A 21,384-nucleotide genomic window follows, 5' to 3' on the forward strand; every position below is an offset into this window, starting at 1 on the left:
TCAAGCCGCCGGCTGTCGCGACAGGGTGGCGCTCAGGGCCGGCTTGTTGTTGAGGGTCTGGAACACCACGCAGTAGCGCTCGGTCAGCTTGAGGAGCTGATCGATTTTCTCCTGCGGCGCGTCGGTGTCGACCTCGAAGGTCAGGCGGATGTCCTTGAAGCCCACGGGCGCCGTCTTGTCGACCCCGAGCGTGCCGCGGAAATCGAGATCGCCCTCGGCCTTCACGGCGCCATGGCGCAGGTCGATCTCGAGCGCGGTCGCCACCGCCTTGAGGGTCACGCCCGCGCAGGCCACGAGCGCTTCGAGCAGCATGTCGCCCGAACAGAGTTCCGCTCCCGAGCCGCCGGTGGCCGGGTGAAGTCCGGCCACAGCGAGGGCGCGGCCGGTCTCGACCTTGCAGGCGATGTGCTGGTCGTCGAGGGTGCCTTGCGCCTTCAGGGTGATGACGGCGGCGTTCGGGTCGTTGCGGTATTGATCCTTCAGCGGGGCCTGGAGGGCGCGCAGTTCGGTCGAGTCCATGATGTTGTCCTTGGATTGTGTCACCACCAGAGCGCGGCGGCCTGGCGGTCCTTTTCACGCTGAGGCTGTTTTTGCGGCGGATTGAGCGATTGGTCCAGTGCCGACAGCACGCGGCGCACCGAGGATTCGAACGGCAGCCCCGATTTGTCGCGCGGGCGAGCGAGACTCAAGGACAATTCGTCGAAGATGCGCCCGGGCTTCGGCTGCATCACGATGGCCCGGTCGGCCAGCGTCACGGCCTCCTGCACGTCATGCGTCACGAGAACGACGATGGGCCGCGTCTCCTCCCACAGGCCGAGCAGGTGCTCGTGCAGGCTCGCGCGGGTGAAGGCGTCCAGCGCCGAGAACGGCTCGTCGAGGAGGAGCACCTTCGGGTTGGTCACGAAGGCGCGGGCAATGGCGACGCGCTGCTGCTGGCCGCCGGAGAGGTCGCGCGGCCAGCGGTCGGCATGCTCCACGAGACCGATCTTCTCCAGTGCATGCGCGACCCGCGCCTTGCGCTCGGTGGCGCTCACGCTGTCGAGGCCGAAGGCGATGTTGTCGGACACCGTCAGCCAGGGCAGGAGGCGCGGCTCCTGGAACACGATGCCGATGGCCGGGTGAGGGCCCGAGAGCACTTCGTCGTCCAGGCGGATCGTGCCCGCGCTGGCCCGGTCGAGGCCGGCGATGAGGCGCAGCAAGGTGGTCTTGCCGCAGCCCGAGCCGCCGATCAGCGCGACGATCTCGGCCTCGCGGACGGAGAGGTTGATGTCGGACAGCGCCCGCGTCCCGTCGGCATAGGTCTTGGAGAGGTGTTCGAGGTTCAACATGTCAGAAGCCTCCCGTCAGCGCTGGGCAGTTCGCGCCGTCATTCCGGGGCGGCCGGAGGCCGAGCCCGGAACCCATAGACGCCAACCGTTCAAGGGAAGTCGCGCGGCACCCGCTGCGCCTGCCCTGCCCGACGTCGCGGCTCCGGGTTCCGGGCTCCGCTGCGCGGCCCCGGAATGACGGCGGGGAGGCGAGGTTCGGCATCACAGGCGCTCCCGCACGGTGTCCTGCCAGCGCACCAGCGGCTTGGTGCCGTAGACGAGCAGGCTGTCGGCGATCTTGCCCAGAAGCGCGAAGGCGATGATGGCGGCGAGGATCTGGTCGGGCTTGCCCATCTGCTGGCCGTCGACGAGGAGATAGCCCAGCCCCTCCGAGGCGCCCATGAACTCGGCCGCGACCACGAACATGAAGCCGAGGCCGAGGCCCGAGCGCAGGGCGATCAGCGCCTCCGGCAGGACGGCCGGAAGCAGGATGCGCCGGGCGAGCTGCGTGCGCGACAGGCGGAAGACGTGGCCGACCTCGACCAGCTTGCGGTCGACGGAGAGGATCGCGCCCGCGATGCCGAGATAGACCGGAAAGAACACGCCCACCGCGATCAGCGCCACCTTGGAAGCCTCGAAGATCCCGAGCCACAGGATGAAGAGCGGCACCCAGGCGATGGACGGGATGGCGCGCAGCGCCTGGAGCGTGGGGTCGAGCAGGCGCCGGATCGTCCGGTTGGTGCCCGAGAGCGCACCGAACGCGATTCCGGCCGCGGCGCCGATCACGAATCCCACCAGGATGCGCCAGAGCGTGGCCCAGACATGGGTCCACAATTCGCCTGTTTCGGAAAGCGCCAGAAGCGTTGCGGCGATGCGGCTCGGCGGCGGTACGAGGCGGCCCTGCGCGAGGCCCAGGGCGACGGCGGCTTCCCACAGCAGCGCAATGGCGATGGGCAGCAAAAAGCCGAGAAGAATGCGCCAATCGAAGGCCTGGCGCTTCTTCCCGGCAAGGGGAGGGGCCGCGAGAGCGGCGGCACCCTTATGGGAGGACCAGGCGTGGCTTTGGGCTTGGCCTGTCACGGCGCTCTCCCGTGATGAAGCTTATCGAGAGGCGGTCGCGAAGCTGCGGTCGATCAGGGAATCGACGGCGGCCTTCACGTCCGTGTCGGCGGCGATGACGCCCGCCTGCTGCAGGGCGAGGCCGGCGGCCAGGATCGTGTCGACCTGCGGCTGCCCGATGGTGGAGTGCGTCAGCTCCGTGCGCTCGAGCTGACGCTCGATCACCGGCTCGGGCAGCTTGGTGTAGGACACGAGGATCTTCTTCAGCTCTTCCGGATTGGCGAGCGCATAGGCCCGCGCCTCCTCATAGGCCTTCAGCACCTTCCCGACGAGGGCCGGGTTCTCCTTGGCGAAGGCCTCGCGGACGTTGAGGATGCCCCAGGTGTTCGCGGCCGCATTGCGGTAGAACAGCTTGGCGCCGCTCTCCACCTCGGCTGCCGCCATCAGCGGATCGAGGCCGGCCCAGGCATCCACGTCGCCGCGCTCCAGCGCGGTGCGTCCGTCGGGATGCTGGAGCAGAACCAGCTTCACGTCCTTCTCGGTGAGCTTGGCGTCCTGCAGGGCGCGCACCAGGAAGATGTGCGGATCGGTGCCGCGGGTCACCGCGACGCGCTTGCCCTTCAGGTCCTCGACCTTGGCGATCTCGGAGTTCTTGCCCGCGACGAGGGCCGTCCATTCGGGGCGGGAATAGACGTAGATCGACTTGATCGGGTTGCCGTTGATCTTGCCGATCAGCGCCGCGGCCCCGGCCGTGGAGCCGAAATCGATGGATCCGGCATTGAGGAATTCGAGGGCCTTGTTGGAGCCGAGCGACTGCACCCAGCGGACCTTGATGCCGTCCTTGGCGAGTTCCTTTTCCAGGAAGCCCTTGTCCTTCAGGACGAGGCTGACAGGGTTGTAGGTGGCGAAGTCCAGGCGCACTTCCTCCACCTGCGCGGAGGCGGCGGTGGCGAAGGATGAAAGTCCGGTGGCGAGGGAGGCGGCGAGGAGAAGGCGGCGGGTCAGGCTCATCGGTATCGGGTCCCATGTTCCGCGCATGGGAGCTCGCAACCCGAGGGTTCCGGCGCCCGGCGCTTTAGCTGCACTTGTTTCGCGCCCGCAAGCTGCTTGCTCAAATCGGCGCGTGTCCTTTTTGTAGAACTGTTCGTTTCTTTTGTCAAACAGCGTCTTGTAAAAAGAACAAACCAGATGCTGCGACGAATGTCCACCGGGTAGGCCATGGGCGAAGCCCCCGCGAAATGGTAAGCCGGGACACGCGTTCAAGCACGGTCGCCCATGTCCAGCCTCTCCGTCGAGACCATTCTCCAGAATCTGGGTCGCGAGCCCTTGCGGGACCCGGGTCTCCTGCGCTCCCGCCTGGTGCCCGAACTCAGGAGATTTCTCGACGAAGGCCATGCCGCGGCCGAGGCGCGGCTCCTCGAAAACCAGAACGGCCTCGACTGCGCCCGCTATCTCTCCAAGCAGATGGACGCGCTCGTTCGCGGCGTCCACGACGCGGTGGTGAGGCATCTCTATCCGGCCAACAACCCGTCCATGGGCGAGCGCCTCGCCGTGGTGGCGACCGGCGGCTACGGGCGCGGGACGCTCGCGCCCGGCTCGGATGTCGATCTCCTGTTCCTGCTGCCCTACAAGCAGACGGCCTGGAGCGAGAGCGTGGTCGAGGCCATGCTCTACGTGTTCTGGGACCTGAAGCTGAAGGTCGGGCACGCCACCCGCTCGGTGGAGGACTGCATCCGGGAGGCGGCGGCGGACATGACCATCCGCACCTCCCTCCTCGAAGCGCGCTTCCTGTTCGGCGACCCGATGCTCTACGACACGCTCATGGAGCGCTTCGACCGGGAGATCGTCGCCACCTCGGCTGCCGACTTCGTGGACGCGAAGCTCAAGGAGCGCGATGCCCGCGTCGCCAAGGCCGGCGCCTCCCGCTACCTGGTCGAGCCGAACGTCAAGGACGGCAAGGGCGGCCTGCGCGACCTGAACACGCTCTTCTGGATCGCGAAATACGTCTATCGCGTCCGGGAGCCGGAGGAGCTGGTGAAGGCGGAGCTCTTCACGCCGGACGAGTTCAACCTCTTCGCCCGCTGCGAGGAGTTCCTGTGGCGCGTGCGCTGCCATCTGCACTTCGCCACGGGACGGGCCGAGGAGCGGCTGACCTTCGACCACCAGCGCGTCATTGCCCAGCGGATCGGCTTCACGGGACGCAGCGGCCTGTCGGCCGTCGAGCGTTTCATGAAGGCTTACTTTCGCATCGCGAAGGATGTGGGCGACCTCACCGCCATCGTGTGCGCCGAGCTCGAGGCGCGCCAGGCCAAGCGCCGTCCGGTGCTCGACCGCATGTTCGGACGCTTCCGCCGCCGCCGCGGCGGAGCGCTCGCCGAGCAAGGCTTCGTCATCGACAACGACCGCATCAACGTCAGCGACGAGACGGCGTTCGAGCGCGACCCGGTCAACCTCATCCGCCTGTTCTGGCTCGCCGACCGGCACAACCTGCCGATCCATCCGGACGCGACCCGGCTCGCGACGCGCTCCCTGTCGCTGATCGGCCCCACCTTGCGCAACGACCGCGAGGCGAACCGGCTGTTCCTCGACATTCTCACCTCCAAGAACGTACCGGAAGTGGTGCTGCGCCGCATGAACGAGGCGGGTGTGCTCGGGCGCTTCATTCCCGATTTCGGCCGCATCGTCGCGATGATGCAGTTCAACATGTACCACCACTACACGGTGGACGAGCACCTGATCCGCTCCATCGGCATCCTGACCGAGATCGAGACGGGGCAGTTCGGCAACGAGCATCCGCTCGTGAACCAGATCTTCTCCTCCATCCAGAACCGCCGCGCGCTCTACGTGGCCGTGTTCCTGCACGACATCGCGAAGGGCCGCCCGCAGGACCATTCGGAGGCCGGCGCCACGATCGCCCGCAAGCTCGGCCCGCGCTTCGGCCTGACCGAGGCCGAGACCAACACCGTGGCATGGCTGATCGAGCACCACCTCCTGATGTCGAACACGGCGCAGAGCCGCGACCTCTCGGACCCGGCCACGATCAAGAGCTTCGCCGAGGTGGTGCAGACCATGGAGCGCCTCAAGCTGCTCCTCGTCCTCACGGTGGCGGACATCCGCGCCGTGGGACCGGGCGTCTGGACCGGCTGGAAGGGGCAGCTCCTGCGCACCCTCTATCACGAGACCGAAGTGGTGCTGGGCGGCGGCGCGACGGATCTCGCCCGCTCCGAGCGGGTGCGCCTGGCGCAGGAGCAGCTTCGCGCCCAGCTCGCCGACTGGCCGCAGGACGTGTTCGAGGCCTATGCGGCCCGCCACACGCCCGCGTACTGGCTCAAGACCGACGAGGACCGGCGCGCGAAACAGGCCCGTTTCGTCCGCCGGGCCGAGGAGGCCGGACGCACGGTCACCACCTGTTTCGAGACCGACCAGTTCCGGGGCGTGACGGAGCTCACCGTCTTGTCGCCGGACCATCCGCGCCTGCTCGCCATCATCACCGGCGCCTGCGCGGCGGCAGGCGGCAACATCGTCGACGCGCAGATCTTCACCACCACGGACGGCATGGCCCTCGACACCATCGTGCTGTCGCGCGCCTTCGACCGGGACGAGGACGAGTTGCGCCGCGCCGAGAGGGTTGCCACCGCCATCGAGCGCGCCCTCAAGGGCGAGGTGAAGATCGCCGACCTCGTGGACGGCAAGCGCCCGGCCAAGGAGCGCGCCAAGGCCTTCCACGTGCCGCCGGAGGTCTCCATCGACAATTCCCTGTCGAACCGCCAGACGGTGATCGAAATCTCCGGACTGGACCGGCCGGGCCTGCTCTACGATCTCACCACGGCCCTGGGGAAGCTCAACCTCAACATCGCCTCGGCGCACATCGTCACCTTCGGCGAAAAGGCCGTGGACGTGTTCTACGTGACCGATCTCACCGGCACCAAGGTGACCCATGCGAGCCGCCAGGCCACCATCCGCCGGACCCTGCTCGACGTGTTCAAGGCGGAGGAAACTGCCCCGCTTCAGCGGCGCAGCGCTTGATTTGTGGTTCCCGCGACCTGATATGTGGCCCGACCCCTTTTCCTCCATCTCAGTTGATCGACGATGAAGCCGAACGACACGGAAAACCAGAACACGACCCCTCAGGCGGAGGCTGCGGAGCCCGCAGAGGCCGCAGCCGGTGCCGCGGCGAACGACGCCGAGGCGCAAGCCTCGCCGGATCCCATCGCCGTCCTGGAAGCCGAGAAGGCGGACCTGAAGGACAAGTTCCTGCGCCTCATGGCGGACATGGAGAACCTACGCCGCCGCACCGAGCGCGAGGTGGCCGATGCCCGCACCTATGCGGTGACGAACTTCGCCCGCGACATGCTCAACGTGGCCGACAACGTCCGCCGCGCCATCGAGAGCGTGCCCGAGGATGCCCGGGCCGGCGCCGAGGGCGCCTTCAGGGGCCTGATCGAGGGCATCGACCTCACCGAGCGCGACCTGCTCAAGACCCTGGAGCGCCACGGGGTGAAGCGGCTCGATCCGCAGGGCCAGAAATTCGATCCCAACGTGCATCAGGCCATGTTCGAGGTGCCGAACCCGGACGTGCCCAGCGGCACGGTGGTCCAGGTGGTGCAGTCGGGCTACGTCATCGGCGACCGGGTCCTGCGCCCGGCCCTGGTGGGCGTGGCCAAGGGCGGCCCCAAGGCGGCCAACGGCGCCGAAGGCGCGGACAATCCTTCCGCCGCCTCCTAACCCCGCTTGATCCCCAGCCTGTCCTTCGAGACCCTCGGGGTCGCCGTCTTCGCGCTCACCGGCGCCCTGATGGCGGCCCGCAAGGGCATGGACCCGTTCGGGTTCGCGCTCCTCGCCACCGTGACGGGCGTGGGCGGCGGCACCCTGCGGGATCTCCTCATCGGAGCGGATCCGGTCTTCTGGGTCGGCGATCCGGGCGACGTGCTGGTCTGCCTGCTGGTGGCGGCTGCCGTCTTCGCGCTCGGGCCCGGCCGGGTCGCGGCGCTCGAAGGCGGGCGCCGGGGACGGACGCTCCTGTGGGCCGATGCCCTGGGGCTCGCCCTCTTCGCCGTCGTCGGCACGGGCAAGGCCCTCGCGGCGGGCGTGCCGGCGCTCTCCGCCATCGCCTTGGGGACCATCACCGCCACTTTCGGCGGCATCATCCGCGACATCCTGGCCGGAACCACGCCCCTCGTGCTGCGCCAGGAAATCTACGTGACCGCCGCCGCCCTCGGCGCTGCCGTCATGGTCGTCCTGCAGGGAATCGGCCTGGACCCGTTCGCCTCGGCCGGCGCAGGCTTCGCCGCGAGCTTCTCCTTGCGGGCGCTGGCGCTCCTGCGCGGCTGGACGCTGCCGGCCTTCCCGCGGCGGGACTGACAGGAAAGGAACCGGTCCGGCATCCTGCCGTTGCCCCCGGATCACTCCGGGAGGCGAGATGCGCTTTCTACCGACGCGCCTGCACGGCATCATCGACTATCTCTGGGGCGTGGCGCTGACGGCGAGCCCCTGGCTCTTCGGCTTCGCCGACGTGACGGCGGCCAAATGGGTCGCCATCGTGTTCGGGCTCGGGGCCATTCTGTACAGCCTCGTCACCCGCTACGAGGTCGGTCTTCTGCCCCTGCTGCCCATGCCCCTGCATCTCGGCCTGGACGGCGTGGCCGGCTTCATCCTGGCCATCACGCCGTGGGGCTTCGGTTTCGCGGAGCAGGTCTATCTGCCGCACGTCGCGTTCGGGCTGTTCTCCGTCGCGGCGAGCCTGGTCACCCGCACGGAGCCGACGCGGGCTGCCGCCGTGAGCAGCTTCAACGTCGGCAGTTAGGCTCCGGCGATCAGGGATTCATGTCGATGCTGTCGATCAGGGTGCGGAAGCGCGGCATCACCTGTTCGCGCTTCTCGTCCCGCACCACGCCGACCATGCGCACGTAGCGGTCGGAATCGAACCGGATCGTCTGCATCACCACCACGGGCTCGCCCGAGGCCCTGTCCTTGGCCCGCGCCACGATCTCGTGCCAGTCCTGGCCCTTGAGGCGGAAGGAATCGGCGCGTTCCAGGACGATGTCCTTGAGCACCTCGTTGGAGTAGAGCGCGGCCCGGGCGAACTGCTCGCGCGGCTCTCCCGCACGCGGCGGGGGCTGCAGGGAGACCGCCAGGATCGCGATCGGCTGCTCCACGGCCTCGATCGTGTCCTTCGGCCCTTCGGTGAAGAGGGCCGCGTTGCCCGACATCACCCGCACGGGCCGGAAGCCGGCCTTGTCGGCGATCCGGAACGGCAGGGCGGAAACCTGCTCCTCGAGGGGGATCGGCCCGCGCAACGAGACGCTGGTCAGGGCGTCGCGCATCTGTTCCTCGCTGTAGCCGTCCTTGCCGCCCTCGACCTGCGCGATCAGCAGGGCGGTCAGGTCCTTGCCCTTGAGGGCCAGCACCCATTTGCGGCCCTTGACGGGCCCCGTCATGGCGCCCGCGACGAGGATTCCCGTCGCGTCGCCGACCTTGAGGGTCTCCCGGGCCGTCACGTCGAGCCCCTGGCGCCTGAGGGCGTCCTTCGTCATTCCCGCGGCCAATTGCTCATAGGCCCCGGCCGGCATCTCCACGAGGGTGATCGCGGCCGCCCGCTCCTCGTTCTCGAAGCCGGTGAAGCGCTTGGACAGCACCATGTCCTGCGGCGGCACGATGCCGACCCGCGAGGCGGGCGGAAACACGGGCTCGGCCGCCAGGGCGGCCTGAAGGGACAGGACGATGCCTATGGTACCGGCTGCGAAAGCTTTCAGTCTCATGAGGTCCTCCGGGTATTCTTCTCCCTTAGGCTTAAAGCGGCTTCTCCACCCGGCGCAAGGTCAGATTGAGCCGCCCGCCCTGCGGCAGCAGATCGGAGGTCTCGGGGATCAGGCGGTCGATCCCGTGGTGGATCAGGCGGGCCGGGCCGCCGAACACGATGGCGTCGCCCGAGCGCAGGCGGACCGACTTGGTCGGGTCGCTCCGGTCGAGGCCGCCATAGCGGAACAGGGCGGTGTCCCCGAGGGACAGGGACACGACGGGGGCGTCGAAGGCCTCCTCGTCCTTGTCCTGGTGCATCCCCATGCGGGCCTTGGGCTCGTAGAAATTGATCAGGCAGGCATCGGGCGGGTGGGAATAGCCGCTCAGCTCCTCCCAGGCGCGAAGCACCCGATCCGGCATGGCGGGCCAGGGTTCGCCGGTTTCGGGATGCGTCGGCTGATAGCGGTAGCCCTGGACGTCCGAGACCCAACCGAGGCGGCCGCAATTGGTCATCCGCACGGAGAACGGCTTGCCCGTGCGCGGCATCCGCGGCGTGTAGAGCGGCGCCGCCCGGGTGATCCCGCGCAAGGCTTCGAGCAGCCCCTCCTGTGCGGAGCGGTCGAGATAGTCGGGGTGATAGACGAGGCCGGGCGCGAGGGTGATGGAGGACATGAGAATCTTCTCCCCTGAGCACCCCTCCGTCGTCATTCCGGAGCCGCGAGGCGGAGCCCGGAATGACGGATGGCGCTCGTTCAGGCCGTCAGCACCTTCTTGTCGGCCACCGTGGTGTCGGCGTTCAGGTTGTAGACCAGCGGGATGCCGGTCGCGAGCTCCATGGACGGGATCGTCTCCGGCGTCAGGCCGTCGAGCACCATCACGAGGGCGCGCAGGGAGTTGCCGTGGGCGGCCACCAGCACGCGCTCGCCGCGCATGACCCGGGGCAGGATCTCGCGCATGTAGTAGGGCAGCACGCGGGCGACCGTGTCCTTCAGGCTCTCGCCGCCGGGCGGCTGCACGTCGTAGGAGCGGCGCCACAGATGGACCTGCTCCTCGCCCCAGCGGGCGCGGGCGTCGTCCTTGTTGAGACCGGCGAGCTCGCCGTAATCGCGCTCGTTCAGGGCCTGGTCGGCGACGGTCTTCAGCTCCGGCTGGCCGATCTCTTCCAGGATCAGCTTGCAGGTCCGCTGGGCCCGGGACAGATCCGACGTGAAGGCGATGTCGAACTGGACGCCCATCTCCTTCAGGCGCCGGCCTGCGGTGCGGGCCTCCTCGATGCCGAGCTCCGTCAGGCCCGGGTCCTTCCAGCCCGTGAATAGGTTCTTGAGGTTCCATTCGCTCTGGCCGTGGCGTGCGAGGACGAGAAGGCGGTTCATGTCGGGGCGTCTCCAGCTGTCGGGAAAAATGGCGGGTCGGGTTACAAACTGCTGAGGCCGAGCACGTCGGCCATGGTGTAGTAGCCGGGCTTCTTGTCGAAGCCCCAGAGGGCGGCCCTGACGGCGCCGCGGGCGAAGATGCCCCGGTCCTCCGCCCGGTGGGAGAGTTCAAGGCGCTCGCCCTGGCCGGCGAAGATCACCGAATGGTCGCCGACCACGGAGCCGCCGCGCAGGGTCGCGAAGCCGATATCGCCCGGCACCCGCGCGCCCGTATGCCCGTCGCGGCTGCGCACCGAGCGCTCCTTCAGGGAAATCCTGCGGCCTTCCGCGGCGGCCTCGCCGAGCAGGAGCGCGGTGCCGGAGGGCGCATCCACCTTCATGCGGTGGTGCATCTCCAGGATCTCGATGTCGAAATCCTCGCCCAGGGTCGCCGCGACCTTGCGCACGAGGCCGGCGAGCAGGTTCACGCCGAGGGACATGTTGCCGGACTGCACGATGCGGGCATGGCGCGCCGCCGCCTCCAGCTTGGCGAAATCCGCCTCCTGCAGGCCGGTCGTGCCGATCACGTGGACGATGCGGGCCTGGGCGGCGAGCGCCGCGAAGGCCACCGTCGCGGCCGGAGCCGTGAAGTCGAGCACGCCGTCGGCCTGGGCGAAGACGGGGAGCGGATCGTCCGTCACCGGGACGCCGAGGGAGCCGGTTCCGGCGAGCAGCCCGGCATCCTGCCCGACCACGTCCGATCCCTTGCGTTCGATGGCGCCCACGAGACGGCAGCCTTCCGCTTCGGCCACGGCCCTGATGAGCATGCGCCCCATGCGCCCGGCCGCGCCCACCACGACGAGTCGCATCTCGGTCATGCTCAGCTCTCCTTCAACGGCTCTGGATATAGCGGGGCGGCCCGGTCCTGCAAAGCTGCGAGCCGCCTGATCATCAAAATCCGCCGTGCGGGATCGAATCCGGCGGCAATCTCGCTCTCGAGGAGGTTCCGGAGTCCCGGCGAGGCCTGGCCGACCGGCACCGCGACGAAGCCGAGCCGCTCATAGAAGGGACCGTTGAACGGAATGAGCCGGTCGGTGGTCAGGGCCGCCGCCGGAAAGGACGCCTCCCGCGCATGGTCCATGGCGGCCTGCATCAGCCGCCGTCCGAGACCGGCACCCTGGTGCTCGCGCGCGACGCTCATTTCCTTCACGAAAAGACAGAGATCGACGGTCTGGGCCGCCAGAAAGCCGACCGGGACGTCATGCCGGTCGGCCGCGACCCAGAGGAGACCGGCGTCGCAGCACGCCGTCAGGATCCGAGGCGGCACCACCTCGGAAGGGTCGGGAACGGTCCCCAGGGCGGCGAAATACGTGATCGCGGCGGAGCGCTCCACCTCGGCGAGACGGTCGAGATCGTCGATGCGGCCGAGGCGGATCGTGTACGCCTCAGGGATCATGCGGGCTGAGGCCCGTCATAGCCCTCGATGACGATGATGTCGGCAACCGCGTGTCCGTCCCTCTCGGCCTTGGCGGCCTGATATTCGGGCGAGTCCCAGCAGGCCAGGGCTGCCTCGTAGCTCGGAAACTCGATCACCACATTGCGGGCGCGGGCTTCGCCCTCCACGGCCTTGAGCGCGCCGCCGCGCACCAGGAAGCGGGCGCCGTATTTGGCGAAGGCCGCCGCATTGGCCGCCACGTAGTTCTTGTAGGCGTCCGGGTTCGTCACATCGACCCGTCCGATCCAGTATCCCTTGACCATCACTCGGCTCCTTCCACGAGAACGAACTCGGCCACGCAGGCGCCGTCGCGCTTCGCCTTCGCGGCCTGATATTCGGGCGAATGATAATAGCGGCGCGCCTGCTCCATCGAGTCGAATTCGATCACCACGTTGCGGGGCCGCGCCTCGCCCTCCAACGCCTCGTAGGCGCCGCCGCGCGCAAGGGGGCTGCCGTCGTACTTGGCGATCGCCTCGGTCGCCCCCTTGGCATATTCCGCATAGGCTTCCGGGTCCGTTACGGTGACGCGGGCGATGACATAGGCTTTCGGCATGGGCGGGTCCTTCGATCGGGATGGCGCAACGAACGCCAGCGCGGCCCTGGCGTCAATAGCCGTCGAGCAGCTCCGGCAATTCCTCGACGAGGGTGTCGCGGGCGTGGAACCCGGCCGGCCCCTTGCCTCTGGGATGGTCTGTCACGAGCCTAGCGAAGATGAACCGGTCCTCGCCCCGGCTCGCCCATCCGACGAACCAGCCGAACTGTCGGTTGCGGTCGCGCTTGCCGCTCACGGTCATCCGCAGGCCGGTCCCAGTCTTGCCGTGCACGGTCCAGCCGTCGTCGGCCGCGAAGGTCGGCAGCAGCGCTGCCGCCGCGTCCATGGCCTGCGGCGAGACGGGCAGTTCGTGCCTGAGGAGCTTTCTGAGGAAGACGACCTGCTCCAGGGGCGAGATGCGCAGGGAGGAGCTCAGCCAGGCATGGGTCAGGCCGTTGTCGCGGCCGGGATCGCCGGTGACGTTCCGGTTGCCGTAGGCCAGCCGCTCCACGTAATTGGCGAACCGCTCCTGGCCGAGGGCGCGGGTGAGCTCCTGGGAGTACCACACCACCGAATCCCGCATCCACGCGGTCGGATCGGTGGTCTTGCGCCAGCCCTCCATTGGAGCGGCGTATTCCTGGCGATAGGGCAGGGCCGGGTCGTGCGGACCCTTCAGATACCCGCTGTCGTAGCCCATGACGGCGAGCGCGATCTTGAAGGTGGAGGCGGGGCTGACCCGCATGCCGCATTCGCCGATCCGCTGCAGGAGACGGCCGGTCTCGGCGTCGGCGATGAGGGTGCAGGTGCGTGCCAGGGCCGGGCCGGACAGCACGAGAAGGCCCAGCACGAGGGCGGCTCGCATGGTTCGCATCGGTAAAGCCATCGGTGCTGCGTCAGGCGGCGGCCTGGGCGATGTCGTTCACGATGGCCTCGGCCGCCGCGCGCGGATCCGCCGCCTTGACGATGGGGCGGGCCACCACGAGATGGTCGGCGCCGAGCCGGATGCCTTCGGCGGGCGTCACCACGCGCTTCTGGTCTCCCGCATCCGCGCCGGCCGGACGGATGCCCGGCGTCACGATCAGGCGGTCGGGTCCGGCGACGGCGCGCACGCGCTCCGCCTCCGGGGCGGCGCAGACGATGCCGTCGATGCCGAGATCGCGCGCCTGAGCCGCGCGGCGCGCCACGAGATCGGCCGGTTTCGTGCCGGGGGCGTAGCCCGCTTCGAGGAGGTCCTGCTCGTCGTAGGAGGTCAGCACCGTCACGGCCAGGATCTTCAGGGGCGAGCCGGCCTTGCCGGCCACGGCCGCCCGCATGGTCTGCGGGTAGGCGTGAACCGTGAGCAGCGTGGCGCCGAGGCGGGCGACGGAGCGCACGCCCTCCTCGACCGTGTTGCCGATGTCGTGGAGCTTGAGGTCGAGGAAGACCTTCTTGCCGTCGGCGATCAGGTCCCGCGCCAGGTCGAAGCCGCCCGCATAGGCGAGCTGATAGCCGATCTTGTAGAAGGTGCCCGCGTCTCCGATGCGCCCGACGATCCGCCGCGCCTCGTCGACCGAGGGAACATCGAGGCCGATGATGAGCTTGTCGCGAATGTCCCCTGCCGGAGTGGTATCCATACGAAGGGGCATTGCGGGACTCATCATGGTGCGTTCGCCTTGTTGTAGACCCAGACCCGGGCCGGGGGGAGATTGCGCCAGATGCGGTTCGAGGCACGAGCCTTGTAGGCTTCCGACCGGGCCGGGATCGGCGGCACGACCGCATAGGTGAACTGGATGAAGGGAGCGTCCGGATGCATCATGGCCTGCGCCCGCTCGAGCAGGTCGAGGCGCTGGTCCATGGGCTTGGTGAAGAGCGGCAGGCTGGAAACGGTCGCCGCGGCCGGCTCGTTGAGCACGCCGGACAGGGTCTCCTGGAGGTCGTAGGCGTCGCCCTGGACGATGGTGGCCTTGGGAAAGCGCCGCTTCAGGAGCTGGCAGAAATCCGGGCTGTACTCGACCAGCACGAGCCGGTCCTGCGCCACGCCGCGCCGGATCAGGGCGTCGGTGACGGGGCCGGTGCCGGGGCCGAGCTCGATGACGGGGCCGGGCACCCGCGGGTCCACGAAGGCCGCCATGGTGCGGGCGAGAGCCTTGCCGGAGGGCATGACGGCCCCCACCACGAGCGGCCGTTCCAGCCAAGATCGGAGGAAACGGGCTTCATCTTCGAATCGGTCCTTGCCGACTGGCAATTTCCGGGGCCTGGGCCGTTGGAAAGACTGAAGCACTGAGAGGACCCCTCAAACGGGCGGATCACAAGGGTTCTTTAGAACTCAAAGAAAACGACCGTCAAGTTAAGTGGATCCACTCAACCCGTCGAAGAATTCACGGACCCGGGTGAAAAAGCCCGAACTTTCCGGGTGATTCTCCTTGGAGCACTCCTGTTCGAACTCCATCAGGAGCTCGCGCTGGCGCTTGGTGAGTTTCTGCGGAGTTTCCACAACAACCTGAATGTAGAGGTCGCCCACGTCGCGCGAGCGCAGCACCGGCATGCCCTTGCCGCGCAGGCGGAACTGCTTGCCCGACTGGGTGCCTTCGGGAACCTTGACCAGGGCGTCGGTGCCGCCGAGGGTCGGCACGTTGAACTCGCCGCCGAGCGCCGCGGTCACCATCGAGATCGGCACGCGGCAGAACAGATCCGCCCCGTCGCGCTGGAAGAACGGGTGCGGTTTCAGCGAAAGGAAGATGTAGAGATCGCCCGGCGGCCCGCCGCGCAGGCCCGCCTCGCCCTCTCCGGCCAGGCGGATGCGGGTGCCATCCTCGACGCCGGCCGGAATGTTGACCGACAGCGTGCGCTCGCGCGTCACGCGGCCCGCGCCGCCGCAATTGGGGCACGGATCGTCGATGATCTCGCCGCGCCCGTGGCAGTTCGGGCAGGTGCGTTCGATGGAGAAGAAGCCCTGTGTGGCCCGCACGCGGCCCGCGCCCGCACAGGTGGGGCAGGTCTTGGGTTTCGAGCCTGCTTTCGCGCCGCTGCCCGAACAGACCTCGCAGGTGATGGAGGTCGGGATCTTGAGTTCGGCGGTCTTGCCGTGGAAGGCCTCGTCGAGGGAGATTTCCAGGTTGTAGCGCATATCGGCGCCGCGCTCGCGTCCGCCGGTGCCGCGGGCGCCGCCGCGTCCGCGGGTCTCGCCGAAGAAATTCTCGAAGATGTCCGACATGAAGTCGGAGAAATCGTTGCCGAAGCCCGGACCGCCCGCGCCTCCGTTGGCGAAGGCGGCGTGGCCGAAACGGTCGTAGGCCGCCCGCTTCTGCGCGTCGGAGAGGGTCTGGTAGGCCTCGTTGATTTCCTTGAACTTGACCTCGGCTTCCTGATCGCCCGGATTGCGGTCGGGATGGTACTGCATCGCCAGCTTGCGGAAGGCGGATTTCATCTCCGCCTCGGTGCAGGTCCGCGAGACGCCGAGAACCTCGTAATAATCGCGCTTGGACATTTTTTCGCCTTGCCCCTAGGCCTCCGACATTGTCGCGGCCGGGCGGACCCGGCCGTCGCAATCGTAAAAAGGAGCGCCCCTTGGATACGCGATCCCCGGGACGAGCCCGGGGATGACGTCGTATGTGGTTTAAGCCCGCTTCTTCTTGTCGCCTTCGTCGACTTCCTGGAAGTCGGCGTCGATGACATCGTCCTTCGGGGCTTCGCCCTCGGCCTGCTCGCCGCCGCCTTCACCGCCGCCCTGCTGGGCCTGGTACATGGCTTCGCCGAGCTTCATGGAAGCCTGCATCAGGTCCGTGGTGCGGGCCTTGATGACCTCGGCATCCTCGCCGGCCAGGGCTTGGCGGAGCGCGTCGATGGCGGTCTCGATGCCCTGCCTGTCGGACTCGGAGACCTTGTCGCCGTATTCCTTCAGGGACTTCTCGGTGGCGTGGATCAGGCTCTCGCCCTGGTTCCGGGCCTCGACCAGCTCGCGGCGCTTCTTGTCCTCGGCGGCATGGGCCTCGGCGTCCTTCACCATCTTCTCGATGTCGGCGTCCGAGAGGCCGCCCGAGGCCTGGATGCGGATCTGCTGCTCCTTGCCGGTGGCCTTGTCCTTCGCGGTGACGTTCACGATGCCGTTCGCGTCGATGTCGAAGGTCACCTCGATCTGCGGCACGCCGCGCGGGGCCGGCGGAATGCCCATCAGGTCGAACTGGCCGAGCAGTTTGTTGTCCGCGGCCATCTCGCGCTCGCCCTGGAAGACGCGGATCGTCACGGCGTTCTGGTTGTCCTCGGCGGTCGAGAACACCTGGCTCTTCTTGGTCGGGATCGTCGTGTTGCGGTCGATCAGACGGGTGAACACGCCGCCGAGCGTCTCGATGCCGAGCGAGAGCGGGGTCACGTCGAGGAGCAGGACGTCCTTCACGTCGCCCTGGAGCACGCCGGCCTGGACCGCGGCGCCGATGGCCACGACCTCGTCCGGGTTCACGCCCTTATGGGGCTCCTTGCCGAAGAAGTTCTTCACGACTTCCTGGATCTTCGGCATGCGGGTCATGCCGCCGACGAGAACCACTTCGTCGATCTGGCCGGCCGAGAGGCCGGCATCCTTGAGCGCCTTGCGGCAGGGCTCGATGGTCTTCTGCACCAGGTCGTCCACGAGCGACTCGAACTTGGCGCGCGAGAGCTTCATGGCGAGGTGCTTCGGACCCGACGCATCCGCCGTGATGTAGGGCAGGTTGATCTCGGTCTGGCTGGCGGAGGAGAGCTCGATCTTGGCCTTCTCGGCCGCTTCCTTCAGACGCTGCAGGGCGAGCTTGTCCTTCGTCAGGTCGATGCCCTGTTCCTTCTTGAACTCGGCCGCGAGGTACTCGACGAGGCGCATGTCGAAGTCTTCACCGCCCAGGAAGGTGTCGCCGTTGGTGGACTTCACCTCGAACACGCCGTCGCCGATCTCGAGGATCGACACGTCGAAGGTGCCGCCGCCGAGGTCGTAGACCGCGATCGTGCCGTGCTGCTTCTTGTCGAGGCCGTAGGCCAGAGCGGCCGCCGTCGGCTCGTTGATGATGCGCAGCACGTCGAGACCGGCGATCTTGCCGGCGTCCTTGGTGGCCTGGCGCTGGGCGTCGTTGAAGTAGGCCGGAACCGTGATGACGGCCTGCGTCACCGGCTGGCCGAGATAGGCCTCTGCCGTCTCCTTCATCTTCTGAAGGGTGAAGGCGGAAATCTGGGATGGCGAATAGGTCTTGCCGTCGGCCTCGACCCAGGCGTCGTTGTTGCCGCCCTTGACGATCTTGTAGGGAACGAGGCCCATGTCCTTCTTGGTCATGGGGTCGTCGAAGGTGCGCCCGATGAGGCGCTTGATGGCGAAGAAGGTGCGCTCCGGGTTCGTGACCGCCTGGCGCTTGGCCGGCTGGCCGACGAGGCGCTCGCCTTCGTCCGTGAAGGCCACGATGGACGGGGTCGTCCGCGCGCCTTCCGCGTTTTCGATGACTTTGGCCTGCGAGCCTTCCATCACGGCGACGCAGGAATTGGTGGTGCCGAGGTCGATACCAATGACCTTACCCATGGCGGGATCCCTCACTTTCAAGCAGACCGCCGAGCCCTAAAAGCAGCTCGGCCCATGGCTGTTTCGTTGAACATGCGATCGACAGGAGGCGTCCGCTGGGGCCGCCCCTGTGCTGGCGCTGATATAAGAAGGGGTTTTCGGGGCTGCAAGACGATGATGGGGGCTTGTTTCACCTCGATCCGTCGGAGCCGGGAGCTGTTGCAGGTCTGCAATAGGGGGGAGGATGATCTCCCGGAGTGCCACCGCCGTCATCCCGGGGCGAGCGTTGCGAGAGCCCGGAACCCATAAGCACCGGCGCTGCAGAACGGAGTAGAGCGCAGGGCGTCCTTTTCCCGAAATGTTGGTGGCTATGGGTTCCGGGCTCGGCCTCTGGCCGCCCCGGAATGACGTCCAACGCTCACCCCCCGAACGCCCCAGCTTCCCAGCCCAGGATCGCCTGCTTGCGGGTCAGCCCCCAGTGGTAGCCGGTGAGGGCGCCGGAGCGGCCCAGCACCCGGTGGCAGGGGACCACGAAGGAGATCGGGTTCTTGCCCACCGCGGCCCCGACGGCCCGGCAGGCCGAGGGCTTGCCGATGTGGCGGGCGATGTCCGAATAGGTGGTGGCCCGGTCGCGGGGGATGCGCAGCAGGGTCTGCCAGACCCGGACCTCGAAATCGGTCCCGATCAGGACCACCCGCAGGGGCTGTTCCGACTGCCAGCGGGACGGATCGAAGATCCGCCGGGCGAGCGGGGCCGTGGCCGCCTCGTCCTCCACGTATTCCGCCTTGGGCCAGCGGCGGGTCATGTCGGCCAGCGCCGCCTGCCGGTCGCCGTCGTCCACGAAGCCGAGGCCCGCGAGGCCCCGCTCGGTCCCGATCAGGATTGCCTCTCCGAACGGGGAGGGGTGAAAGCCGAAGCGCATGGTGAGCCCGGCGCCGCCGGCCTTGTAGTCGCCCGGCGTCATGGCCTCGTGGGTGACGAACAGGTCGTGCAGCCGCGCCGGCCCCGACAGGCCGACCTCGTAGGCGGTGTCGAGCACGCTGGCGGAGGCCGCGAGCAGGGCCTTGGCGTTGTCGAGGGTGATCGCCTGGAGGAACGCCTTGGGGCTCAGGCCGGCCCAGCGCCGGAAGAGATGGTGCACGTGGGTGGTGGACAGACCCACATGGTCGGCGATGGCCTCCAGCGAGGGCTGCTCGCGCCAGCGCTCCGAGATGAACGCGATGATGCGGCGCACCCGCTCGTAATCGGCCTGGGGCCCCTCCGGCAGGTCGATGACGGAGGGTTCGATGGTGATGTCGCGCAGGGTATCGAGCATGGGCTTATCCTCTGGGGACCCATCCTAGCGATCCCGACACGGACCGACACCCGTTTCCTGTGGCGGGGGCTCTCAACGGTGCCGCTCATGCGCGCATTCGCCATGGTCGCCCAGGACCTGGATGACCCGGCATTCGCCGACCCGGCCGTGGCTGCATTCCGTCACCATGCGCTGGAGTTCGGTTCGCAGGGCCGTGAGCTGCGCGATCCGCCGCTCCACCTCGGCGAGGTGCCGGCGGGCGATGGCGTCGGCCTCGGCGCAGGACTGGTCCGGATTCCCGCTCATGGCGAGAAGCTCGCGGATCGCCTCGACCTCGAAGCCGAGCTCGCGGGCATGGCGGATGAAGTTGAGCCGCGAGACCTCCGGCTGGCCGTAGCGCCGCTGCTGGCCCTCGGTGCGGGGCGGGGCGGGCATGAGCCCGACCTGCTCGTAATAGCGGATCGTCGGCACCTTCACCCCGCTCTGCCGCGACAGCTCTCCGATGGAAATGTTCATCGTCTCCTCTCGACCCTCCAGCCGCTGGAGCATGTAGGCTCCTTCGCGATGGATGGAAAGAAGAGCCCGATGCCGGCGCCCGACGCGGCTCGGCAAAAAGGAAAGGCGCCCGGCCCCTCGCGAGAAGGGTCGGGCGCCTTTTGCTATCGGACAGCCTGGGCGGGGGCGGGGCTGCCCTCATGCATGGGTTAGATGGTGAAGAAGTCCGAGGCCGACAGCGCCAGACCCGGCGTGACCTTGGCGAACTGAACCGCCGCGCCACTGCCGTTGCCGTCCGCATCGTACGACAGCACGCCCGTGCTCTGGTCGTAGATGATGTGGTCGTTGTGATCGAGCGCCTTGGTGCCGACCTTGAACACGTCCTTGCCGAGTTCCTGCACCCAGAGCGACGTGAACACCTTCGACGAGAACATGATCTTGTCGACCCCGGGGGTGAAGTCGGTGATCGTGTCGACGTTCGACGGTCCGAGGACGTCGTCGAAGATGAAGGTGTCGCTGCCGGCGCCGCCGGTCAGGATGTCGTTGCCGCCATTGCCGTCGATCCGGTCGTTGCCGCCGTTGCCGATGATGGTGTGGGCGATGTCGCCCTGCGGGGCGAACAGATCCTCGCCCGCGGCCGTGCCGGTGATCGTGGTGCTCGGCTGGGTCGGCGCCGGGTTGGACGGAAGCGTCGCCTCCGGCTGCGCCGGTGCAGGTGCAGGTGCAGGTGCCGGTGCCGGTGCCGGTGCGGAGACCGTGCCCGCCACCGTCACGAAGTCCGTGTGCGACAGCGCCGTGCCGGGCTTCACCTTGGCGAAGAGCACCTTGGCTCCGCTGCCGTTGCCGTCGGCGTCGTAGAAGATCTCGCCGGTGGTCTGGTTGTAGATGATGTGATCGTTGTGATCGGCCGCCGCCGTTCCGACCTTGAACACGTCCTTGCCGAGCGCCTGCACCCAGAGCGACTTGAAGATGTCGCTCGAGAGGTGGATCTTGTCGGTGCCGGGGGTGAAGTCCATCAGGCTGTCGACGTTGGTCGAACCCAGGGCCGTATCGAACACGAAGATGTCGGCGCCCGCGCCGCCATAGAGCGCGTCCGAGCCCAGCTTGCCCGCGATGGTGTCGTTGCCGTTTCCACCGACGATCTTGGAGGCCTTGCTGGTGCCGACAAGGGTGTCGTTACCCGTGGTGCCGTTGATGGTCTCGCCCGTCGTCGGCTCGGCCCAGGGAGCCGTCGGCGTCGGGGTAGGAGTGGGGGTGGGCGTCGGCGTCGGCGTCGGCGTGGGTGCCGGAGTTGCGGTGTCGGTGGGCGCGCCGTGCTTGGCGGCCGTGGCGCTGGTGCCGTAGGTGAGGTCGGGTGACTTCACGTTGTAGGCGATGGTCTCGCCGCCGGACGGCGAGGAGCGGTACACGCCCATGTTCCAGTGCGTGGTGCTCTGGCCGGAATAGCCCACCGCGCCGGTGTAGCTCACCACCTTCTGGCCATCGAGCCAGACGTTGACGTAGCCGCCGCCCGAGGGGGCGAACTTCACGTCGATCTTGATGTCGTACCAGTGACCGCGCTTGATGTTGGACGGCAGCTCGATCTCACGCTCGCCGCTGTCGGAGCGGATCACGAAGGACA

Annotated in this window: 23 protein-coding genes; 4 read left to right on the top strand and 19 right to left on the bottom strand. The window is 68.0% G+C overall.

The window, feature by feature from the left end; all coding sequences use genetic code 11:
- From ACFOYU_RS03825 to ACFOYU_RS03840, 4 genes are all read right to left on the bottom strand, one after another.
- Window positions 1-519, bottom strand: coding sequence for an OsmC family protein (locus ACFOYU_RS03825; protein WP_226736988.1), 519 nt, complete (start codon window positions 517-519; stop codon window positions 1-3).
- Between the two features lie 20 nt (window positions 520-539).
- Window positions 540-1,328 carry an ABC transporter ATP-binding protein gene (locus ACFOYU_RS03830; RefSeq protein ID WP_377032463.1) on the bottom strand — a complete coding sequence of 263 codons (789 nt, stop codon included), beginning with the start codon at window positions 1,326-1,328 and terminating at the stop codon, window positions 540-542.
- Between the two features lie 201 nt (window positions 1,329-1,529).
- Window positions 1,530-2,282 (bottom strand): ABC transporter permease, encoded by a 753-nt coding sequence (locus tag ACFOYU_RS03835; RefSeq protein WP_377032494.1) that lies wholly within the window; start codon window positions 2,280-2,282, stop codon window positions 1,530-1,532.
- Between the two features lie 126 nt (window positions 2,283-2,408).
- Window positions 2,409-3,377 (bottom strand): aliphatic sulfonate ABC transporter substrate-binding protein, encoded by a 969-nt coding sequence (locus tag ACFOYU_RS03840; RefSeq protein ID WP_226736984.1) that lies wholly within the window; start codon window positions 3,375-3,377, stop codon window positions 2,409-2,411.
- Between the two features lie 264 nt (window positions 3,378-3,641).
- Between ACFOYU_RS03840 and ACFOYU_RS03845 the strand changes: the two genes are divergently transcribed.
- The 4 genes from ACFOYU_RS03845 to ACFOYU_RS03860 all read left to right on the top strand — a co-directional run bounded on the left by ACFOYU_RS03845 (window position 3,642) and on the right by ACFOYU_RS03860 (window position 8,169).
- On the top strand, window positions 3,642-6,392 hold the full coding sequence (locus tag ACFOYU_RS03845; protein ID WP_377032464.1) for a [protein-PII] uridylyltransferase: 2,751 nt from the start codon (window positions 3,642-3,644) through the stop codon (window positions 6,390-6,392).
- Between the two features lie 63 nt (window positions 6,393-6,455).
- Window positions 6,456-7,091, top strand: a complete 636-nt coding sequence (grpE, locus tag ACFOYU_RS03850; protein ID WP_377032465.1) for a nucleotide exchange factor GrpE — start codon at window positions 6,456-6,458, stop codon at window positions 7,089-7,091.
- Between the two features lie 6 nt (window positions 7,092-7,097).
- Window positions 7,098-7,727, top strand: coding sequence for a trimeric intracellular cation channel family protein (locus tag ACFOYU_RS03855; RefSeq protein WP_377032466.1), 630 nt, complete (start codon window positions 7,098-7,100; stop codon window positions 7,725-7,727).
- Between the two features lie 58 nt (window positions 7,728-7,785).
- Entirely contained in the window at window positions 7,786-8,169 is a 384-nt protein-coding gene (locus tag ACFOYU_RS03860) for an SPW repeat protein (RefSeq protein ID WP_377032467.1), read from the top strand.
- A gap of 10 nt (window positions 8,170-8,179) precedes the next feature.
- Here the strand turns inward: ACFOYU_RS03860 and ACFOYU_RS03865 are convergent, their stop codons facing one another.
- The 15 genes from ACFOYU_RS03865 to ACFOYU_RS03935 all read right to left on the bottom strand — a co-directional run.
- Window positions 8,180-9,124, bottom strand: coding sequence for a hypothetical protein (locus tag ACFOYU_RS03865; protein ID WP_377032468.1), 945 nt, complete (start codon window positions 9,122-9,124; stop codon window positions 8,180-8,182).
- Window positions 9,125-9,155: 31 nt separating this feature from the next.
- Window positions 9,156-9,776, bottom strand: coding sequence for an alpha-ketoglutarate-dependent dioxygenase AlkB family protein (locus ACFOYU_RS03870; protein WP_377032469.1), 621 nt, complete (start codon window positions 9,774-9,776; stop codon window positions 9,156-9,158).
- An 80-nt stretch (window positions 9,777-9,856) separates the two neighbouring features.
- Window positions 9,857-10,477: a 2,3-bisphosphoglycerate-dependent phosphoglycerate mutase gene (locus tag ACFOYU_RS03875; protein WP_226736969.1), complete on the bottom strand. Its 621-nt coding sequence runs from the start codon at window positions 10,475-10,477 to the stop codon at window positions 9,857-9,859.
- Between the two features lie 41 nt (window positions 10,478-10,518).
- Window positions 10,519-11,325: a 4-hydroxy-tetrahydrodipicolinate reductase gene (gene dapB / locus ACFOYU_RS03880; RefSeq protein ID WP_377032495.1), complete on the bottom strand. Its 807-nt coding sequence runs from the start codon at window positions 11,323-11,325 to the stop codon at window positions 10,519-10,521.
- Between the two features lie 11 nt (window positions 11,326-11,336).
- Window positions 11,337-11,912 (bottom strand): GNAT family N-acetyltransferase, encoded by a 576-nt coding sequence (locus ACFOYU_RS03885; protein ID WP_377032470.1) that lies wholly within the window; start codon window positions 11,910-11,912, stop codon window positions 11,337-11,339.
- A complete protein-coding gene (locus ACFOYU_RS03890) occupies window positions 11,909-12,214 on the bottom strand; it encodes a DUF1330 domain-containing protein (protein ID WP_377032471.1) in 306 nt (101 codons plus the stop codon). The genes ACFOYU_RS03885 and ACFOYU_RS03890 overlap by 4 nt, the downstream gene beginning before the upstream one ends.
- Entirely contained in the window at window positions 12,214-12,504 is a 291-nt protein-coding gene (locus ACFOYU_RS03895; RefSeq protein ID WP_377032472.1) for a DUF1330 domain-containing protein, read from the bottom strand. The genes ACFOYU_RS03890 and ACFOYU_RS03895 overlap by 1 nt, the downstream gene beginning before the upstream one ends.
- Window positions 12,505-12,556: 52 nt before the next feature.
- Window positions 12,557-13,354 carry a class D beta-lactamase gene (blaOXA, locus tag ACFOYU_RS03900; RefSeq protein WP_377032473.1) on the bottom strand — a complete coding sequence of 266 codons (798 nt, stop codon included), beginning with the start codon at window positions 13,352-13,354 and terminating at the stop codon, window positions 12,557-12,559.
- Window positions 13,355-13,376: 22 nt separating this feature from the next.
- Window positions 13,377-14,096: an orotidine-5'-phosphate decarboxylase gene (gene pyrF / locus ACFOYU_RS03905; protein ID WP_377032496.1), complete on the bottom strand. Its 720-nt coding sequence runs from the start codon at window positions 14,094-14,096 to the stop codon at window positions 13,377-13,379.
- Between the two features lie 23 nt (window positions 14,097-14,119).
- Window positions 14,120-14,743 (bottom strand): class I SAM-dependent methyltransferase, encoded by a 624-nt coding sequence (locus ACFOYU_RS03910; RefSeq protein WP_226736958.1) that lies wholly within the window; start codon window positions 14,741-14,743, stop codon window positions 14,120-14,122.
- A 66-nt stretch (window positions 14,744-14,809) separates the two neighbouring features.
- Complete coding sequence (gene dnaJ, locus ACFOYU_RS03915; protein ID WP_226736955.1) at window positions 14,810-15,949, bottom strand: molecular chaperone DnaJ; 1,140 nt, start codon at window positions 15,947-15,949, stop codon at window positions 14,810-14,812.
- A 129-nt stretch (window positions 15,950-16,078) separates the two neighbouring features.
- Window positions 16,079-17,995 carry a molecular chaperone DnaK gene (gene dnaK, locus ACFOYU_RS03920; protein WP_226736953.1) on the bottom strand — a complete coding sequence of 639 codons (1,917 nt, stop codon included), beginning with the start codon at window positions 17,993-17,995 and terminating at the stop codon, window positions 16,079-16,081.
- Between the two features lie 397 nt (window positions 17,996-18,392).
- Complete coding sequence (locus ACFOYU_RS03925) at window positions 18,393-19,289, bottom strand: methylated-DNA--[protein]-cysteine S-methyltransferase (protein WP_377032474.1); 897 nt, start codon at window positions 19,287-19,289, stop codon at window positions 18,393-18,395.
- A gap of 72 nt (window positions 19,290-19,361) precedes the next feature.
- Window positions 19,362-19,784, bottom strand: a complete 423-nt coding sequence (locus ACFOYU_RS03930) for a helix-turn-helix domain-containing protein (protein WP_226736949.1) — start codon at window positions 19,782-19,784, stop codon at window positions 19,362-19,364.
- 188 nt (window positions 19,785-19,972) lie between these two features.
- On the bottom strand, window positions 19,973-21,384 hold a 1,412-nt coding region (locus ACFOYU_RS03935), incomplete at its 5' end, for a heparin lyase I family protein (RefSeq protein WP_377032475.1).

The sequence above is a fragment of the Microvirga sp. GCM10011540 genome, from assembly GCF_042650665.1.
GTDB lineage: Bacteria > Pseudomonadota > Alphaproteobacteria > Rhizobiales > Beijerinckiaceae > Microvirga > Microvirga lenta.

What these genes read in the sequence shown, in the direction of transcription:
- ACFOYU_RS03860 (WP_377032467.1), top strand. Translation starts at nt 7,786, where the DNA reads ATGCGCTTTCTACCGACGCGCCTGCACGGCATCATCGACTATCTCTGG.
- dnaJ (WP_226736955.1), bottom strand. Translation starts at nt 15,949, where the DNA reads ATGTCCAAGCGCGATTATTACGAGGTTCTCGGCGTCTCGCGGACCTGC.
- ACFOYU_RS03925 (WP_377032474.1), bottom strand. Translation starts at nt 19,289, where the DNA reads ATGCTCGATACCCTGCGCGACATCACCATCGAACCCTCCGTCATCGAC.
- ACFOYU_RS03870 (WP_377032469.1), bottom strand. Translation starts at nt 9,776, where the DNA reads ATGTCCTCCATCACCCTCGCGCCCGGCCTCGTCTATCACCCCGACTAT.
- grpE (WP_377032465.1), top strand. Translation starts at nt 6,456, where the DNA reads ATGAAGCCGAACGACACGGAAAACCAGAACACGACCCCTCAGGCGGAG.
- ACFOYU_RS03885 (WP_377032470.1), bottom strand. Translation starts at nt 11,912, where the DNA reads ATGATCCCTGAGGCGTACACGATCCGCCTCGGCCGCATCGACGATCTC.
- ACFOYU_RS03875 (WP_226736969.1), bottom strand. Translation starts at nt 10,477, where the DNA reads ATGAACCGCCTTCTCGTCCTCGCACGCCACGGCCAGAGCGAATGGAAC.
- dnaK (WP_226736953.1), bottom strand. Translation starts at nt 17,995, where the DNA reads ATGGGTAAGGTCATTGGTATCGACCTCGGCACCACCAATTCCTGCGTC.
- ACFOYU_RS03895 (WP_377032472.1), bottom strand. Translation starts at nt 12,504, where the DNA reads ATGCCGAAAGCCTATGTCATCGCCCGCGTCACCGTAACGGACCCGGAA.
- ACFOYU_RS03845 (WP_377032464.1), top strand. Translation starts at nt 3,642, where the DNA reads ATGTCCAGCCTCTCCGTCGAGACCATTCTCCAGAATCTGGGTCGCGAG.
- ACFOYU_RS03840 (WP_226736984.1), bottom strand. Translation starts at nt 3,377, where the DNA reads ATGAGCCTGACCCGCCGCCTTCTCCTCGCCGCCTCCCTCGCCACCGGA.
- ACFOYU_RS03830 (WP_377032463.1), bottom strand. Translation starts at nt 1,328, where the DNA reads ATGTTGAACCTCGAACACCTCTCCAAGACCTATGCCGACGGGACGCGG.
- pyrF (WP_377032496.1), bottom strand. Translation starts at nt 14,096, where the DNA reads ATGGATACCACTCCGGCAGGGGACATTCGCGACAAGCTCATCATCGGC.
- blaOXA (WP_377032473.1), bottom strand. Translation starts at nt 13,354, where the DNA reads ATGCGAACCATGCGAGCCGCCCTCGTGCTGGGCCTTCTCGTGCTGTCC.
- ACFOYU_RS03890 (WP_377032471.1), bottom strand. Translation starts at nt 12,214, where the DNA reads ATGGTCAAGGGATACTGGATCGGACGGGTCGATGTGACGAACCCGGAC.
- ACFOYU_RS03865 (WP_377032468.1), bottom strand. Translation starts at nt 9,124, where the DNA reads ATGAGACTGAAAGCTTTCGCAGCCGGTACCATAGGCATCGTCCTGTCC.
- dapB (WP_377032495.1), bottom strand. Translation starts at nt 11,325, where the DNA reads ATGCGACTCGTCGTGGTGGGCGCGGCCGGGCGCATGGGGCGCATGCTC.
- ACFOYU_RS03825 (WP_226736988.1), bottom strand. Translation starts at nt 519, where the DNA reads ATGGACTCGACCGAACTGCGCGCCCTCCAGGCCCCGCTGAAGGATCAA.
- ACFOYU_RS03930 (WP_226736949.1), bottom strand. Translation starts at nt 19,784, where the DNA reads ATGAACATTTCCATCGGAGAGCTGTCGCGGCAGAGCGGGGTGAAGGTG.